Consider the following 15,780-nt stretch of genomic DNA (forward strand, 5'->3'; position numbering starts at 1 on the left):
GGCCTATGCCGGAATCTCTCCCACAGAAACCACCGAAGAGCCAAAAATGTCGGTTTTGGAGGCTGACGTACATGTTTTTGAGGGAAGGGCGGGTTCGAACCCCTCCTCCTCCGCCGTATTTGCTTGTAAGGGACTCTAAACAAAAAAGCTCCCGTTGTTGGGAGCTTTCTCAACCAAAATGGCGGAGGAGGAGGGATTCGAACCCTCGTGACCTTATACAGGCCAAACGGTTTTCGAGACCGCCGCATTCAACCACTCTGCCACCCCTCCGCGTGGGGTAAAAACAAAGCAGGCTCGAAGGCCTGCTTTGGAATTAACTGGCGGAGAGTCAGGGATTTGAACCCTGGAGACGCTTTTGACGCCTACACGATTTCCAATCGTGCTCCTTCGGCCACTCGGACAACTCTCCGTTAAATGCGAAAGTCAGTATACACGAGGAATCGCAAAGTGCAAACAGAAAAGTTGGCATTTTTTGAATCGCTTGGCTTCGTGACGGGATCGAGAAGGTCAAAAACGGGCTCTGACCAGCATGGCTGCATACAACAAATTGTTCAAAATAGGTATTTATAGACGACGTGGCAGCAATTTTAAAAATATTTGAACGGTGTTGTGAGCCACTGGTATGCATTTTGCGACCACAGCCTTGCAATGGCTGACCTGCAGTTTGATTTGGTTTGTCCCCGCAGCGCCGTATCTTGTCCACAGTTCCGTCAAGCATTTGGTCAGCATTTGGTTGGAAGACGCATGAAATGCCGTGTGAGTATGGGCATATGTGGAGGTCATGAGGTTGTAGCTGCATATTCTTGCGGCCTGGGAGGTTGAAAGATATTATTACCAAGTCTTTTCCTGCTTCAGGCGCACCTTCACGACCTGAAGCCACATTTGCCCAGAGGAGGTGACAATATGAAGGCTTATGAACTGCTGTTCTTTGTTGACCCGTCGCTCGACCCCGAGACTCGTCTCGCTGTTATGAAGCGTATCGATACCACGATCGCTGAGGGCGCTGGCAAGGTCGACTCCGTTGACGAGTGGGGCAAGCGCAAGCTCGCCTACGAGATCAACGACCTCACCGATGGTGACTACACCCTCATCAACTTCCACGCAGATCCTACCCAGATCGCCGAGCTTGATCGCGTCCTGCGCATCACCGACGCTGTGGTCCGCCACATGATCGTCCGTCGCGACGACCAGGAGTAAGACTGTCGTTTTGGACTGGGCTTGTGCCCCAAGAGGAAGTAGTGAGTTATGAGCATCAATCGAGTGAACATCACCGGTAACCTCACCCGCGATCCCGAGCTGCGCGCCACCGCCGGCGGAACCCAGGTTCTGTCCTTTGGCGTCGCCGTGAACGATCGTCGCCGCAACGCGCAGACTGGCGAGTGGGAGGACTATCCCAACTTTGTCGACTGCACCATGTTCGGCACCCGCGCCGAGGCCGTGAGCCGTTTCCTGGCAAAGGGAAACAAGGTCGCGATCGAGGGCAAGCTGCGCTACAGCTCTTGGGAGCGCGACGGCCAGCGCCGGAGCAAGCTTGAGGTCATCGTCGATGAGATCGAGTTTATGAGCTCCCGTGGTGGCCAGGGTGGCTACGACCAGGGCGGTTACGCCCCCGCAGCTCCCGCGCCCGCAGCACGTCCTGCCGCACCGGTGGCTACGCCGCCCGCGGTCGACGTCTACGATGAGGACATCCCGTTCTAAGGGTTGTTCACCTATTTTTGAGTGAGAGGCGGCTTCGGTTCGCCGAAGTTGCCAAACGAAAGGTATTTTGACATGGCTAATGATTTTTCTGCACGTCAGCCGCGTCGTAAGTACTGCCAGTTCTGCAAGGAGAACACTGAGTTCATCGACTATAAGGACACTCAGCTTCTCCGTAAGTACATGACCGACCGTGGCAAGATTAAGCCCCGTCGCGTCACTGGCGCTTGCACGCAGCATCAGCATGACATCGCCAACGCCATCAAGCGCGCCCGCGAGATGGCTCTCCTGCCGTACACCGTCCCCGTGGTTTCCTCTCGTGGCAACCGCGACCGCGGCTAAGAAGGGAGACGCATCATGAAGGTTATTCTTCTCGATGAGATCAAGGGCAAGGGCGGCGAGGGTGACGTCGTAGAGGTCGCTCAGGGTTACGCTGAGAACTTCCTGTTCCCCAAGAAGCTCGCTGTTGCCGCCACCAAGGGCAACCTCAAGCAGCTTGACGAGCGTCGCAACAACATCGCCAAGCGCGAGGCCGTCCGTCTGGCTACCGCCAACGAGACCAAGGCTGCCTTCGAGGGCAAGACGGTCACCGTTGACGTCAAGGTCGGCGACGAGGGCATCCTCTTTGGCTCCGTTACCGCCGCTATGATCGCTGACGCCATCAAGGCTCAGCTCGGTATGGACATCGATCGCAAGCGCGTCGAGCTCGGTAAGCCCATCAAGGTTGCCGGTGCCCACACCGTTGCCATCTCGCTGTACCGCGAGATCAAGGCCGAGGTTGTCGTTCTCGTCGGCGTTACCGCCGAGGAGCTCGCTGCCGAGGCTGAGGTCGAGGAGGCCGCTGAGGTCGCCGAGGCCGAGACCGCCGAGGTCGAGACTGAGGCTGCTGCCGAGTAGCATTTGCTGCAACGCAACAATCTTGTTCTAAGAAGGGCGCTCTGGGAAACCAGGGCGCCCTTTTGTTTTTTGCGCTGAGTGAGTGTCATGGTGAACGTTGCGTCGAAGTCCTATATACAGGACCGTTCATCCGTTTGGTTCGGTGATGATTGGCGGCGCGCGGCGCGTTTTGGGACCGTGGCTGATACTATGGATGCTCGCAAGCGATATGAATGAGGATGCTCATGGCATATGACGATAGGGAGACCGGGCTGACGGTTGAGGACCGCGGCTCCAAGTTGGGTCTTCCCCAAAACCAAGATGCAGAGGCCAATGTACTGGCCGCTATGCTGCTATCGCCCGAGGTGGTCGAAGAGGCCCAGGTCGAGCTGCAGCCCGATGACTTCTACCGGCCCATTCATAAGACCATCTATACCGCGATGGTCGATATGTACAACAGCCGCATTCCCATCGACTCCATCTCGCTGATCGATTACCTGCGAAGCATCAACAAGCTTGATGCCGTGGGCGGCGAGGCCTACATTTTGGAGTTGATGGGTCAGACCCTGTCGCTCGTCAACTGGCAGCACCATGCCGCTATCGTTCGCCGCGATTCGATGCTGCGTGAGCTGATCGGCGCCACCAACGAGATCAACGCGCTGGCCTATAACGCTCCCACCGATACCAAAGAGGTCGTGGAGCTGGCCGAGAGCAAGTTGCTCAAGGTCACGGCGCGCGAGGTCAAGTCGAGCTACAAGACGCTGACCGAGTTTATGGTCGAGGCCTATAACGAGGCCGAGGAAGTGTGCCAGGCAGGCGGCCAGGCTGCGGGCGTGCCCACGGGCTTCCCGTCGCTCGACCGCATGCTCATGGGTTTTCGCGAGGGCCAGCTCATCATCATCGGCGCCCGCCCTGCTGTGGGTAAGACGTCGTTCGCCCTGAATCTGGCGCTCAACGCTGCCGCGGCCGGTTATACCGTCGGCTTCTTCTCGCTGGAGATGTCGGGCAAGGAAATTGCCCAGCGTCTGATTTGCGCCTACGCCATGATTTCGATCAGTGACTTCCGCATGGGCCGCATTAGCCCCGAGCAGTGGGCCAATATCAACGAGGCCACGCAGACCTTGTCCAAGCTCGATATTCTGATTGACGATACGCCCGGCACCACAGTGACCGAGATTCGCGCCAAGAGCCGCCGCATGCTCCACAACAAGGAGAAGGCCATCATCATCCTGGACTACCTGCAGCTGGTGAGTCCTCCGCCGGGACGCCGCTCCGAGAGCCGTACCGTCGAGGTCTCCGAGATGTCGCGTGGTCTGAAGATCATGGCCAAGGAACTCAAGATCCCGCTCATCGCGCTGTCGCAGCTCTCGCGTCAGGTCGAATCCCGTACCGGCAAGCGCCCGCAGCTTTCCGACCTTCGTGAATCGGGCTCCATCGAGCAGGACGCCGATATCGTTATGTTCTTGGACCGCTCCGCCGACGAGGCCGAAGCCTCGCGCGACGATCGACCCGACGAGGGCGTTACGCGTATCGTCGTGGCCAAGAACCGTTCGGGCCCGATCGGCGACGTCGACCTGATGTTCCTGCCGGCATCCACCAAGTTCTATGAGCTTGATGGGGCACATGCCGAGGAGTAGGACAGGCGCCCGTTGCACGGGTATACTGGGAATGTTTTGTGCTTCTGCGTGCCGGCGTGGCGCGTAGACAGTCCATGAATGTAAGGAGTAAACATGCCGTCAACCGTTTTGGTCGGTGCCCAGTGGGGCGATGAGGGCAAGGGTAAGATCTGCGACCTGGTCGCCGGCGACTTCGATGCCGTCGTGCGCTACTCGGGCGGCAACAACGCCGGCCACACCATCGTCGTCAACGGCAAGAAGTACGGCCTGCACCAGGTGCCCTCCGGCATCATGTATTCCGACCATGTGTCGGTGATCGGTAACGGCTGCGTCGTCAACCCCAAGGTTGTCCTTGAGGAGATCGACATGTTCGAGGCCGACGGCATCACCACCAAGAACCTCAAGATTAGCGGCAACGCGCATGTCATCATGCCGTACCACATCGACCTGGATGGCGCCTTTGAGCAGAAGCTCGGCAAGAAGAACATCGGTACCACCAAGCGCGGTATCGGTCCGTGCTATCAGGACAAGATGGCCCGCATTGGCCTGCGCATGCAGGATATGCTGGACGAGGCGCTGTTCCGCGACAAGCTGGAGACCGCTCTCGCCCGCGTGAACCCCGAGCTTGAGCTCATCTACAACCTGCCCACCTACACCGTGGACCAGATTTGCGACGAGTACCTGCCCATGGCCGAGCGCCTGCGTCCCTACATCACCGAGACGAGCCTGCTGCTCAACAACATGATCGATGAGGGCAAGGACCTGCTGTTTGAGGGCGCCCAAGCGACGTTGCTCGACATCGACCACGGCACCTATCCGTACGTGACGTCTTCCAACTGCACCGCCGGCGGCGCCATCACCGGCTCCGGCGTGGGCATGAAGAACGTCGACCGCGTGCTGGGCGTCATGAAGGCCTATATCACCCGCGTCGGTTCGGGCCCCATGCCCACCGAGCTTTCCTATGAGTCCGAGGCCGGTCACACGCTGACCGAGGAGGGCTATGAGTACGGTGTGACCACCGGTCGCCGTCGTCGCTGCGGCTGGTTCGACGGCCCCATCGCCAACTACGCCTCACGCGTCAACGGCCTCACCGATATCGCCCTGACTAAGCTCGACGTGCTTTCGGCCTTCGACACCATCAAGGTGTGCGTGGCCTACGACGTCGATGGCGAGCGCTACACCAGCGTGCCCGAGCATCAGGTGCGCTTTGAGCATGCCAAGCCCATCTACGAGGAGCTCCCCGGCTGGAAGTGCGACATCACCGGTTGCCGCAGCTTTGATGAGCTGCCGCAGGAGGCTCAGGACTACGTGGCGTTTATCGAGGATCTGGCACACACCCGCGTGACGTTCATTGGCGTCGGCGCCGGTCGCGAGCAGATCATCAACCGATTCTGGAAGTAATCGGGACTATTTGGTTATTGCGATATACCCCTTTGCAGCCCAAGCGGGCGGCCGAGGGGTATATTTGCTTGCAAAGGGCTCGCGCGGAGCGGGCCATTCATCCATAGAGGAGGCACCCTTGAAGGCGGACACTCAAACCATCGACATCCTGTTGTTGGGCAGCGGCGGCCGTGAGCATGCTTTGGCAGCTAAGCTCGCAGCATCACCGCGCGCCGGCAAGCTCTACATCGCGCCGGGCAACGGCGGCACCGCGAGCTGCGGCGAGAACGTTGTTCTCGACGACTGCGATCCTGCGGCCGTGGCGGCGTTTGCGCAGAGCCACGGATGCGGACTCGTGGTAATTGGCCCCGAGGCTCCGCTCGTGGCGGGTGTGGCCGACGCCGTGCGCGCGGCGGGTATTCTCTGCTTTGGCCCGGGTGCCGAGGGCGCCCAGATGGAGGGCTCCAAGCTGTTCTCCAAGCAGCTCATGGAGCGCGCGGGCATTCCGACGGCAGCCTACGGCTCGTTTACCGACGAGGCTTCGGCTCTCGCCTACGTGCGCGAGCAGGGCGCCCCGCTGGTCGTCAAGGCCGACGGCCTTGCCGCGGGCAAGGGCGTCATCGTGGCGATCGAACTTGAGCAGGCCGAGGAGGCCGTGCGCGAGTGCTTTGGCGGCACCTTTGGCGATGCCGGCAATACCGTGGTTATCGAGGAGATGCTGACCGGCCCCGAGTGCTCGCTTTTGGCCTTTACCGACGGCAAGACCGTGCGCCCCATGGCCACCTCGCAGGACCACAAGCGCGCGCTCGAGGGCGACAAGGGTCCCAACACCGGCGGCATGGGCGTCTACAGCCCGGTGCCCATCGTGACCGACGAGGAGCACGCCACCATGGTGGCGGTCATGGAGCAGACCGTTGCCGAGCTTGCTGCCGAGGGCATCGACTACCGCGGCTGCCTGTATGGCGGCTTTATGCTCACCCCCGCCGGCCCCAAGGTGCTGGAGTTCAACGCCCGCTTTGGCGACCCCGAGACGCAGGTCGTGCTCCCGCGCCTTAAGAACGACCTGGTCGAGGTCATGCTGGCCTGCGCCAACTGCGAGCTCGATCAGATTGAGCTCGACTGGCGTGACGAGTGGGCCGTGGCCGTTGTCCTGACGAGTGCGGGTTATCCCGGCAGCTACGAGAAGGGCAAGGTCATCACCGGTATTGCCGATGCCGAGGCCATGGAGAACGTGACCGTGTACCACGCGGGCACTGCCGTGGTGGACGGCCAGCTCGTGACCAATGGTGGCCGCGTGCTTGCCGTGACCGCTCTGGGCGACACGTTCGAGAACGCTCGCAACCTTGCCTACGAGGCCTGCGAGAAGATTGATTTTGAGGGTAAGACCCTGCGCCACGACATCGGCCTGCGTGCGCTGCGCGGCCGCGACGCCTGGGATGCCTAAAATCCGAGAGGAATGAGACGGATGGACGAGAAGAACGAAGAGCTCGTGGACGCACAGATCGTCGAGGAGGACAGCCGCATGTATGGGCACGCCGAGGGCGAACCTGGTGGCGAGGTCGCTGACGAGCCGGCGCTGGTGCTGGGCGACGACGACCCGCACGATGCCGAGCTGCACGAGAAGATTCTTTCGGAGGAGTGCGCCTGGAAGGGCAAGATCCTCGACGTCCACCGTCTTGAGGTTGAGCTGCCTAACGGTCGCCGCAGCGCCCGCGATATCGTTCGCCATCCGGGTGCGGCGGCCGTTGTGGCGCTGACCGAGAGCGGCAAGATTGTGCTGGTGCGTCAGTACCGCACCGCCATCGACCGTGTGACGGTCGAGATTCCCGCCGGCAAGCTCGATCCAGGCGAGGACCCGCTCGATTGCGCCAAACGCGAGCTGCATGAGGAGACGGGCTTTAGGGCTGGTCGCATTCGCTTTTTGACGTCGATTGTCACGTCCTGTGGTTTTTGCGACGAGATCATTCACATCTACTTGGCTACCAAGCTGGAGTTTGATGCGCCCAACCCCGATGATGACGAGTTTGTCAACGTGGACCTGGTGCCACTGCACGAGTTGATCGACGCCGTACTCGACGGCAAGATCGAAGACGCCAAGACCGTCGTGGGCGCCTTGGCCTGCGATAGCATCGCGCATCGCCTTGGGGGCGCGGAGCTCTAGGTTACGCGGTTTTACCAAACCGCGTAACGAGTCGACGCTGCAAACGCCCCTAAGCGGCAATCTGCCTTTCAATCGTCGCTCGCGTACCGAAGTACGCGTCGCTCCTCTTTCAAGGCACCTTGCTCGCTTAGGGACGTTTTCGCTGACGCTGCCAGAACATCGGCGTTATGCTTGTTGGGACGCTTTGTTTTCAGCCTGACCGGTTCAACCGGATTTCTCACGCTATTTATTTCTCTTCGAGGATTGCATGTTTAAAAGGTTTCTCTCGTATTACGAGCCCCAGATGGGGCTTTTTGTTGCCGATACTGTTTGCGCTCTGGTGCTTGCTGCCATTGACCTGGCGTTTCCTATTATTCTGCGCAATCTGACCGGTGGGCTGTTTACCCAGGGTCAGGCTGCCATTATGCAGGCGCTCGGTATGATCGCGGTGGGCTTGGTGCTGATGTATGCCGTCCGCTGTGCCTGCCGCTACTTTGTGAGCTATTGGGGTCACGTGATGGGCGCGCGCATGGAGTCCAAGATGCGCGAGGACCTGTTTGACCAGTATGAGCGCTTTAGCTTTGCGTACTTCGACCGCAACAGCTCGGGCGACATGATGAGCCGCGTGGTCAACGACCTGTTCGATATCTGCGAGGCGGCGCATCACGTGCCCGAGTGGATCATCATCTGCGGCATCGAGATCATTGGCTCGTTTGTGATCCTCTTTACCATCGCCCCGGTGTTGGCGCTTGCCATGGCCGTGGTGACGGCGGTGTTTGCGGTCATCATGTTTTGGCAGAACATGCGTATGCGCGAGGTCTTTAGCGACAACCGCAAAAAGATCAGCGGCATCAATGCACAACTGCAGGATTCGCTGGCGGGCATGCGCGTAGTCAAGAGCTTTGCCAACGAGGAGACCGAGCGCGCCAAGTTCCGTGCCTCTAACGATGGCTACCTTTCGTCCAAAGAGAACATGTACCACGCCATGGGCGTCTATACCGCGACGTATGGCCTGCTCTCGGGCGTGCTCTACGTGATCGTGGTGCTGCTCGGCGGTTGGCTGGTGGCTCAGGGCGAGCTGCAAGCAGTCGATATGGCGACGTTTGCGCTCTACATTTCGTTGTTCTGCACGCCGCTCGAGACGCTTGTCAATTCCGCCGAGATGTATCAGAAGGCTATCGCCGGCTTTAAGCGTATGGACGAGGTGCTCTCGACCGCGCCGGATATCCAGGACAAGCCGGGCGCTACGGATCTACAGGTGACCGCCGGCGCCGTGGAGTATCACGACGTGTGCTTTAACTACGAGGATGTTGAGCTGGGCGAGGGCGATGCCGACGAGCGTCCCGTTATCAACCATATGGACCTGTCCATCAGGCCTGGTCAGACCATCGCTTTGGTTGGCCCTTCGGGCGGTGGCAAGTCCACGACCTGTTCGTTGCTACCGCGCTTTTATGACGTGGCCGCCGGATCCATTAGCATCGACGGCCAGGACGTGCGCGATGTGACACAGCAGAGCCTGCGTCGTGCCATCGGCCTGGTGCAGCAAGACGTGTATCTGTTCGATGGAACGATTGGCGAGAATATCGCCTACGGCAAACCGGGCGCCACGGCAGAAGAGATCGCCGAAGCCGCCCGTCGCGCCAACATCGATGCCTTTATCGAGTCGCTGCCGCAGGGCTATGACACGGTCGTGGGCGAGCGCGGCAGCCGTCTTTCGGGCGGACAGAAGCAGCGCGTCGCCATCGCGCGCGTGTTTCTCAAGAACCCCAAGATCCTGATCTTGGACGAGGCGACGAGTGCTTTGGATAACGAGAGCGAGGAGGCGGTGCAGGAGTCACTCGAAGAGCTGGCGCGCGGCCGCACCACGATTATCATCGCCCACCGCCTCTCGACCATTAAGCATGCTGACGAGATTGCGACCGTTGAGCATGGTCGCGTTGTGGAACGTGGCACGCACGAGGAGCTTCTCGCCCGTGGCGGCACCTATGCCCGTTACTATCGAATGCAGTTCGAAGGTGCGCGTGCGCACGAGCTCGACTGATTGGTATGACAGGAAGTTTATGGCTGATAAGAACCCTTTGACTCCGGAAGAGGTGACGGAGTTATTCTCCGAAATCGATGCATCCGGCGTCTTGGATCCTACGCTTGCCAAAAAGCGTACCGAGCGCATGCGCGAGAAGGAGGCTGCGGCCAAGCGCGGTGACAAAGCGGCGCTAGCGCAGCTGCGCAGCGAGGACCGCGCGAGCCAGGCAAAACATATCGACCCGCTGTCCGAGGACGATCCTTCGGGCTCGCAGGTGAGCCATACCATTACGAAGACCGCGATGGCCGTGGTCATCGGTATTTTGGTGCTGATCGTGGGCATGCAGATCGGCTACGGCGTGATGCGCCGTCTGAATACCGCCAATCTGTCCGAGAGCGTTTCGGTCGATACCGTTTCGACGGCGCTGAAGGGCGGCCTTGAGTGGGGCAACGGCTTTACGCAGTTTCCGCTCGACTTTTCCGTCGACGAGGCCGATGAGCGTACGGGCACGGTCGAGGTAACGGTGTTGGACACATCGTCTGCCAACGAGCTCGAACTGCTGTCCAACGGGCAGATTCAGGCCGCGGCACTTGCGACCAACGCGCTGCTCAACGATAAGATTGACCGCGTGGTGTATAACGTGCACGCCTATATCGACGAAGATAGCAACATTCAGCATGATTCCTTCTTTGGCATGTTTCCCGCCCAGGGCCACCAGAGCGCCATTCTGACGTTCGTGTGGACCAAGAGCTCATCCAACGCCACGAGTATCGACTGGAAGATGCGCATCGTGAGTATGGATGACACCATCGCCGAGCGCATTCAGAAGCAGGTGAACTCGGTGTCGTCGTTGATTGAGGACCCGGTGGTGAGCCAGACCAAGATTGACGAGGAAAAGGCCGAACGTGACCTGGAACATCGTCTGCATGGTCGCGAGATTTTCCGCGGCGGCAAGCCCGATCGCTCACCGTCCGATCTGCTGGAACAGGACAAGAAAAAGTAGGAGGCCATCGTCCCGCGTGAGCCACAAGCCCATGCGGGATGATTTTTCTGGGACGGGGATTAAAAAATCATTATGCATAGAAAGTCATAATTATCATTTCGTAAACATTTCGATGAAATTAACGCCATGAGGCATGCTTGCGGTTACAATACCGCGAGGCCTAACTGCACACCTTTAAGCCGGTCCTGTGAGACCGGGAAGGAGAACTATGGCGAACAACCATATTGCGGGCGCTGCCGCCCGCACCATCGCGCCCAGCGAGCTGTGCCAGCGTATGCTGGCCAAAACCAGCAAGGGCGCTTGCGGTCCCTGCACCCTGTATCTTGAGGATGGGACCATTTTTTATGGACGCGCATGCGGCGCCGAGGGCACCGCGACCGGCGAAGTCTGCTTCAACACCTCGCTCGAGGGCTACTTTGAGGTTATGACCGACCCGAGTTATGCCGGCCAAATCGTAACCATGACCTATCCGCAGATCGGCAACTACGGTATCGACGAGACCGACGTCCAGTCGGCCTTCCCCGGCGACGCCGTGCGCCCTGCGAGCGCTCCGGCTATGCGTGGCATGATCGTTCGCGACATGTGTGCCACGCCTTCTAACTGGCGCTCGGCCGTCAGCGTACCGGAGTACCTGCGCGCTCACGGCATCGTCGCTATCGAGGGTGTCGACACCCGCGCTCTGGTGCGCCATCTGCGCGACAACGGCTCCAAGATGGGCATTATCTCGACCGAGATCTTCGACATCGACGAGCTTGCCGAGCGTCTGGCCGCAGCGCCGACGCTGGTGGGCGAGAACCTGGTCAAGACCGTAAGTTGCCCCGCGCCTCACGAGTTTGTGGCCGCCGACCTGCCTGCCACGCATGACTTTGCGCTTGCGGTTGCCGCTCCTGCCCGTCACAAAGTGGTCGCCTACGACTGCGGTGTGAAGCGCGGCATTCTGGAGGGGCTGGTCCGCGCCGGCTGCGACCTTACCGTCGTGCCGTGGGATACGCCCGCCCAGCAGGTGCTCGAGATGAATCCCGATGGCGTCTTTTTGTCCAACGGCCCCGGCGACCCCGACGCCGTGGTGGAGACCTACGAGCAGGTGCAGCAGCTGATCGGCAAGGTGCCGGTCTTTGGTATTTGCCTAGGTCACCAGATGATCAGCTTGGCCTGCGGCGCCCAAATGGAAAAGCTTAAATTCGGTCACCGTGGCGGTAACCAGCCGGTTATGAATCTGGTGAGCCGTCGCGTGGAGATCACCGCGCAAAACCACGGCTTTGGCCTGCTGTTCCCCAGTCTGGGCAAACTGATTCCGGAGCTTTCCGGCGGCGAAACCGAGCATGCGGCCGATGGCGACCTGCGCGCCTGGGTGCGCCGCGGTATCGCGCCGGTCGTGATGAACGAGCGCTTTGGCCGCATTCGCCTGACACATGTGAACCTCAACGACGGCACCGCCGAGGGCATCCAGCTGCTCGACGCCCCGTGCTTCTCGGTCCAATACCACCCCGAGGCTTCGCCCGGCCCCACCGATGCCCACTATCTCTTTACCGCCTTTACGCGACTCATGGACGGCGAGGAGAACTACCTGGACATCGACACCGCGAAGGACCGCCTCGCCGGCTGGAATTTCGCCGAGTCCGAGAACGCTGCGACCGAGGAGAACTAACATGCCTAAACGTACTGACATCAAGCGCATCCTCGTTATTGGTTCGGGCCCCATCGTTATCGGTCAGGCCTGCGAGTTCGACTACTCCGGCGCCCAGGCCTGCAAGGTGCTCAAGGAGGATGGCTTTGAGGTCATCCTGGTCAACTCCAATCCGGCGACCATCATGACCGACCCGGGCTTGGCTGACCGCACCTATGTTGAGCCTATCACCGCCGAGTTTATCGAGCGCGTGATCAAGAAAGAGCACCCGGACGCGCTGCTGCCCACGCTGGGCGGCCAGACCGGTCTGAACGCCGCCGTCGAGCTGGCAAAGGACGGCACGCTCGACAAGTACGGCGTCGAGATGATCGGTTGCGACCTGGCCGCCATCGAGCGCGGCGAGGACCGCAAGCTCTTTAACGAGGCCATGGCCGAGATCGGCCTGGAGGTCGCGCGCTCGGGCTACGCCTATAGCGTGGCTGACGCCGAGGCCATCGCCGAGCGCGTGGGCTATCCCTGCGTGCTGCGTCCGAGCTTTACCCTCGGCGGTGCCGGCGGCGGCATCGCGCATACCCATGAGGAGCTCGTCTCTATCGTGAGCCAGGGCCTCGAGCTTTCGCCTGCCCACGAGGTGCTGGTCGAGGAGTCCATCGAGGGCTGGAAAGAGTACGAGATGGAGGTCATGCGCGACCACGCCGGCAACGGCATCATCGTGTGCTCCATCGAGAACCTCGATCCCATGGGCGTGCATACCGGCGACTCCATCACGGTGGCACCGGCGCAGACCCTCTCCGACCTTGAGTATCAGCGCATGCGTGTCGCCTCGCTCGCCATCTTGGAAAAGATCGGCGTCGAGACCGGCGGCTCCAACGTGCAGTTTGCCGTGAACCCCCAGACCGGCCGTCTGATCGTCATCGAGATGAACCCGCGCGTGAGCCGCTCGTCCGCACTGGCCTCCAAGGCCACGGGTTTCCCCATCGCCAAGGCCGCCGCGCGCCTGGCCGTTGGCTATACGCTCGACGAAATCGTCAACGACATCACCAAGGCAACGCCCGCCTGCTTTGAGCCCACGATTGACTACTGCGTGGTCAAGGTGCCGCGCTTTGCCTTCGAGAAGTTCAAGGGTACCGACCCCACGCTCACCACGCGCATGAAGGCCGTGGGCGAGATCATGGCGATCGGCCGCACCTTTGAGGAGGCCTTTGGCAAGGCCATGCGCTCGCTGGAGGACGGACATCAGGGCATTTGCGCCGGTGGCAAGGAGGGTGCCGACAAGCTGAGCGACGACGAGCTCGCTCAGGCCGTGGCAACCCCGACCGAGCACCGCATCTTCTTTGTGGTCGAGGCCCTGCGCCGTGGCTGGGACATCGCCCGCATCCATGCCATCTGCGGTATCGATCCGTGGTACCTCAACCGTATCAACGACATGGTGCAGGTCCAGGAGAGCATCCGCGGCCTGCGCGTGGAGGATATCGACGCCGACGCGATGCGCCTGCTCAAGCAGTACGGCACGAGCGACGCCGAGATTGCCGCGCTGACCGGCTCCGATGAGCGCTTTGTGCGCGCTTACCGCAAGGGCCTGGGCGTGGTTCCCAGCATGAAGACGGTCGATACCTGCGCGGCCGAGTTCTCGAGCGCCACGGAGTACCACTACAAGACGTACGAGAACATCTACCGCACGAGCCCGGATGCCAAGAAGTGCGTGGCTCCCGACGAGACCACGCCGGCGGACAAGCCCAAGGCGATGATCCTGGGCGCCGGCCCCAACCGCATTGGCCAGGGTATCGAGTTCGATTACTGCTGCGTGCATGCGAGCTACGCGCTGGCGGCTCGCGGCTTCGAGACCATCATGGTCAACTGCAATCCCGAGACCGTCTCGACCGACTATGACACGTCCGACCGTCTGTACTTTGAGCCGCTCACCTACGAGGACGTCATGGACGTTATCGATGTCGAGCGCCCCGACGGCGTCGTGGTGACGCTCGGCGGCCAGACCCCGCTTAAGCTGGCGCGCATGCTCGAGGAGAGCGGCGTGAACATTATGGGCACAAAGCCCGACGCCATCGATTTTGCCGAGGACCGCGAGCGCTTTGCCGCCCTGCTCGACAAGCTGGGCATTATGTACCCGCCGGCGGGTCAGGCCACCTCGTTTGAGGAGGCCGAGGCCGTGGCCGCGCACATCGGCTACCCGCTGCTGGTGCGTCCGAGCTACGTGCTGGGCGGCCGCGGCATGATGATCGCCTACGATGCCGAGCATCTGCGCGATTACATGGCAGAGGCTGCGCGCATCAGCCCCGACTACCCGGTGTATCTGGACCGCTTCCTGGAGGGCGCAATCGAGTCCGATGTCGACGCCCTGTGCGATGGCGAAGAGGTATACATCGGCGGCATCCTGGAGCATATCGAGGAAGCCGGTATTCACTCCGGCGACTCCGCGACCTGCATCCCGCCGTTCAGCTTTAGCGAGAGCCTGCAGGCGAAGCTCCGCGAGACCACGCGCCGCATCGCGATGGCGCTGGGAGTCCGCGGTCTGGTCAACGTGCAATATGCCATCAAGGGCGAGACCGTCTACGTGATCGAGGCCAACCCGCGCGCCAGCCGTACCGTGCCGTTTATCTCCAAGGCCACCGGTGTGCCGCTGGCCAAATGCGCGGCGCGCATCATGGCAGGCGATTCCATCGCGAGCTTGGGCCTGCCGAGCGACGAACGTCAGCTGGACTGGTTCTGCATGAAGGAAGCCGTCATGCCCTGGGGTCGTTTCCCGGGCGCCGACGTCATCCTGGGGCCCGAGATGAAGTCGACGGGCGAGGTCATGGGTATCGCCAAGAGCTATCCCGAGGCATACGCCAAGACGCAGCTGGCGATTGACTACAAGCTGCCCGACCCGAGCGTCGGCAAGGTGTTCATCAGCGTGTGCGACCGCGACAAGCGCCATATCCTTTCGGTCGCCCGCATCCTGCGCTACCTGGGCTTTGACATCTGCTCTACCGAGGGTACGGCGCGCGTGCTGCGTGGAGGCAACGTGACGTGCGAGATCGTGGAGAAGATTAGCGGCCCGCACGACGGCGAGCGCCCCAACATCGGCGACCTCATTGCCGATGGCAAGATCGCGGTGATCATCAACACGCCGTACGGTCCGGGCTCGCGCGGCGACGGCTATCTGCTGCGCACCGAGGCAGTGCGACGCGGTGTGACCTGCGTGACCGCAATGTCTGCCGCCAACACGTACGTGAGTGCCATCGAGGCGGTGCGCGAGGACCAGCAGGGTCACGGCAGTGCCAACGACATGGGCATGGACGTCATCGCCCTGCAGGACCTGCCGCAGTACACGGTGTAGTGTGACCTGGTCGGCCGGGGCGGGAGGGGCCGAGATTTCCCCCTTTCGCTCCGGCTGCAAGCAGAGTCGCTCAGGAGGAAACT

General features: G+C 61.0%; 12 protein-coding genes and 2 tRNA genes. 12 read left to right on the top strand and 2 right to left on the bottom strand.

The window, feature by feature from the left end; genetic code table 11:
• Window positions 1-179 precede the first annotated feature (179 nt).
• Together DW037_RS09835 and DW037_RS09840 are read right to left on the bottom strand one after the other, a co-directional pair.
• Window positions 180-270 (bottom strand) — tRNA-Ser (locus DW037_RS09835).
• A gap of 48 nt (window positions 271-318) precedes the next feature.
• Window positions 319-409: transfer RNA gene (locus tag DW037_RS09840), tRNA-Ser, on the bottom strand.
• Window positions 410-903: 494 nt separating this feature from the next.
• Between DW037_RS09840 and rpsF the strand changes: the two genes are divergently transcribed.
• The 12 genes from rpsF to carB all read left to right on the top strand — a co-directional run bounded on the left by rpsF (window position 904) and on the right by carB (window position 15,697).
• A complete protein-coding gene (gene rpsF, locus DW037_RS09845; protein ID WP_006235831.1) occupies window positions 904-1,197 on the top strand; it encodes a 30S ribosomal protein S6 in 294 nt (97 codons plus the stop codon).
• A gap of 48 nt (window positions 1,198-1,245) precedes the next feature.
• Window positions 1,246-1,698 carry a single-stranded DNA-binding protein gene (locus DW037_RS09850; protein WP_006235830.1) on the top strand — a complete coding sequence of 151 codons (453 nt, stop codon included), beginning with the start codon at window positions 1,246-1,248 and terminating at the stop codon, window positions 1,696-1,698.
• A 72-nt stretch (window positions 1,699-1,770) separates the two neighbouring features.
• The gene (rpsR, locus tag DW037_RS09855; protein WP_006235829.1) at window positions 1,771-2,037 is read left to right on the top strand and encodes a 30S ribosomal protein S18; all 267 of its coding nucleotides are present in this window, start codon (window positions 1,771-1,773) and stop codon (window positions 2,035-2,037) included.
• A gap of 15 nt (window positions 2,038-2,052) precedes the next feature.
• On the top strand, window positions 2,053-2,592 hold the full coding sequence (gene rplI / locus DW037_RS09860; RefSeq protein WP_022094073.1) for a 50S ribosomal protein L9: 540 nt from the start codon (window positions 2,053-2,055) through the stop codon (window positions 2,590-2,592).
• A 218-nt stretch (window positions 2,593-2,810) separates the two neighbouring features.
• The gene (gene dnaB, locus DW037_RS09865) at window positions 2,811-4,208 is read left to right on the top strand and encodes a replicative DNA helicase (protein WP_006235827.1); all 1,398 of its coding nucleotides are present in this window, start codon (window positions 2,811-2,813) and stop codon (window positions 4,206-4,208) included.
• A 93-nt stretch (window positions 4,209-4,301) separates the two neighbouring features.
• Window positions 4,302-5,588 (top strand): adenylosuccinate synthase, encoded by a 1,287-nt coding sequence (locus DW037_RS09870; RefSeq protein ID WP_055251352.1) that lies wholly within the window; start codon window positions 4,302-4,304, stop codon window positions 5,586-5,588.
• 118 nt (window positions 5,589-5,706) lie between these two features.
• Window positions 5,707-7,011, top strand: a complete 1,305-nt coding sequence (purD, locus tag DW037_RS09875; protein ID WP_117756931.1) for a phosphoribosylamine--glycine ligase — start codon at window positions 5,707-5,709, stop codon at window positions 7,009-7,011.
• 21 nt (window positions 7,012-7,032) lie between these two features.
• A complete protein-coding gene (locus DW037_RS09880) occupies window positions 7,033-7,728 on the top strand; it encodes an NUDIX domain-containing protein (RefSeq protein ID WP_172622467.1) in 696 nt (231 codons plus the stop codon).
• A gap of 247 nt (window positions 7,729-7,975) precedes the next feature.
• A complete protein-coding gene (locus DW037_RS09885) occupies window positions 7,976-9,748 on the top strand; it encodes an ABC transporter ATP-binding protein (RefSeq protein ID WP_118373238.1) in 1,773 nt (590 codons plus the stop codon).
• 19 nt (window positions 9,749-9,767) lie between these two features.
• Complete coding sequence (locus DW037_RS09890) at window positions 9,768-10,733, top strand: hypothetical protein (RefSeq protein ID WP_117743350.1); 966 nt, start codon at window positions 9,768-9,770, stop codon at window positions 10,731-10,733.
• A gap of 208 nt (window positions 10,734-10,941) precedes the next feature.
• Window positions 10,942-12,381, top strand: coding sequence for a glutamine-hydrolyzing carbamoyl-phosphate synthase small subunit (gene carA / locus DW037_RS09895; RefSeq protein WP_118373239.1), 1,440 nt, complete (start codon window positions 10,942-10,944; stop codon window positions 12,379-12,381).
• 1 nt (window position 12,382) lies between these two features.
• Window positions 12,383-15,697, top strand: coding sequence for a carbamoyl-phosphate synthase large subunit (gene carB, locus DW037_RS09900; RefSeq protein ID WP_118373240.1), 3,315 nt, complete (start codon window positions 12,383-12,385; stop codon window positions 15,695-15,697).
• Window positions 15,698-15,780: the final 83 nt, after the last annotated feature.

The sequence above is a fragment of the Collinsella sp. AF39-11AT genome (assembly GCF_003474585.1).
Lineage (GTDB): Bacteria > Actinomycetota > Coriobacteriia > Coriobacteriales > Coriobacteriaceae > Collinsella.

Excerpts from the sequence above, each read along its gene's own strand:
- DW037_RS09885 (WP_118373238.1), top strand. The coding sequence starts at position 7,976 with ATGTTTAAAAGGTTTCTCTCGTATTACGAGCCCCAGATGGGGCTTTTT.
- DW037_RS09890 (WP_117743350.1), top strand. The coding sequence starts at position 9,768 with ATGGCTGATAAGAACCCTTTGACTCCGGAAGAGGTGACGGAGTTATTC.
- carB (WP_118373240.1), top strand. The coding sequence starts at position 12,383 with ATGCCTAAACGTACTGACATCAAGCGCATCCTCGTTATTGGTTCGGGC.
- carA (WP_118373239.1), top strand. The coding sequence starts at position 10,942 with ATGGCGAACAACCATATTGCGGGCGCTGCCGCCCGCACCATCGCGCCC.
- rpsR (WP_006235829.1), top strand. The coding sequence starts at position 1,771 with ATGGCTAATGATTTTTCTGCACGTCAGCCGCGTCGTAAGTACTGCCAG.
- rpsF (WP_006235831.1), top strand. The coding sequence starts at position 904 with ATGAAGGCTTATGAACTGCTGTTCTTTGTTGACCCGTCGCTCGACCCC.
- dnaB (WP_006235827.1), top strand. The coding sequence starts at position 2,811 with ATGCTCATGGCATATGACGATAGGGAGACCGGGCTGACGGTTGAGGAC.
- DW037_RS09850 (WP_006235830.1), top strand. The coding sequence starts at position 1,246 with ATGAGCATCAATCGAGTGAACATCACCGGTAACCTCACCCGCGATCCC.
- rplI (WP_022094073.1), top strand. The coding sequence starts at position 2,053 with ATGAAGGTTATTCTTCTCGATGAGATCAAGGGCAAGGGCGGCGAGGGT.
- DW037_RS09870 (WP_055251352.1), top strand. The coding sequence starts at position 4,302 with ATGCCGTCAACCGTTTTGGTCGGTGCCCAGTGGGGCGATGAGGGCAAG.
- DW037_RS09880 (WP_172622467.1), top strand. The coding sequence starts at position 7,033 with ATGGACGAGAAGAACGAAGAGCTCGTGGACGCACAGATCGTCGAGGAG.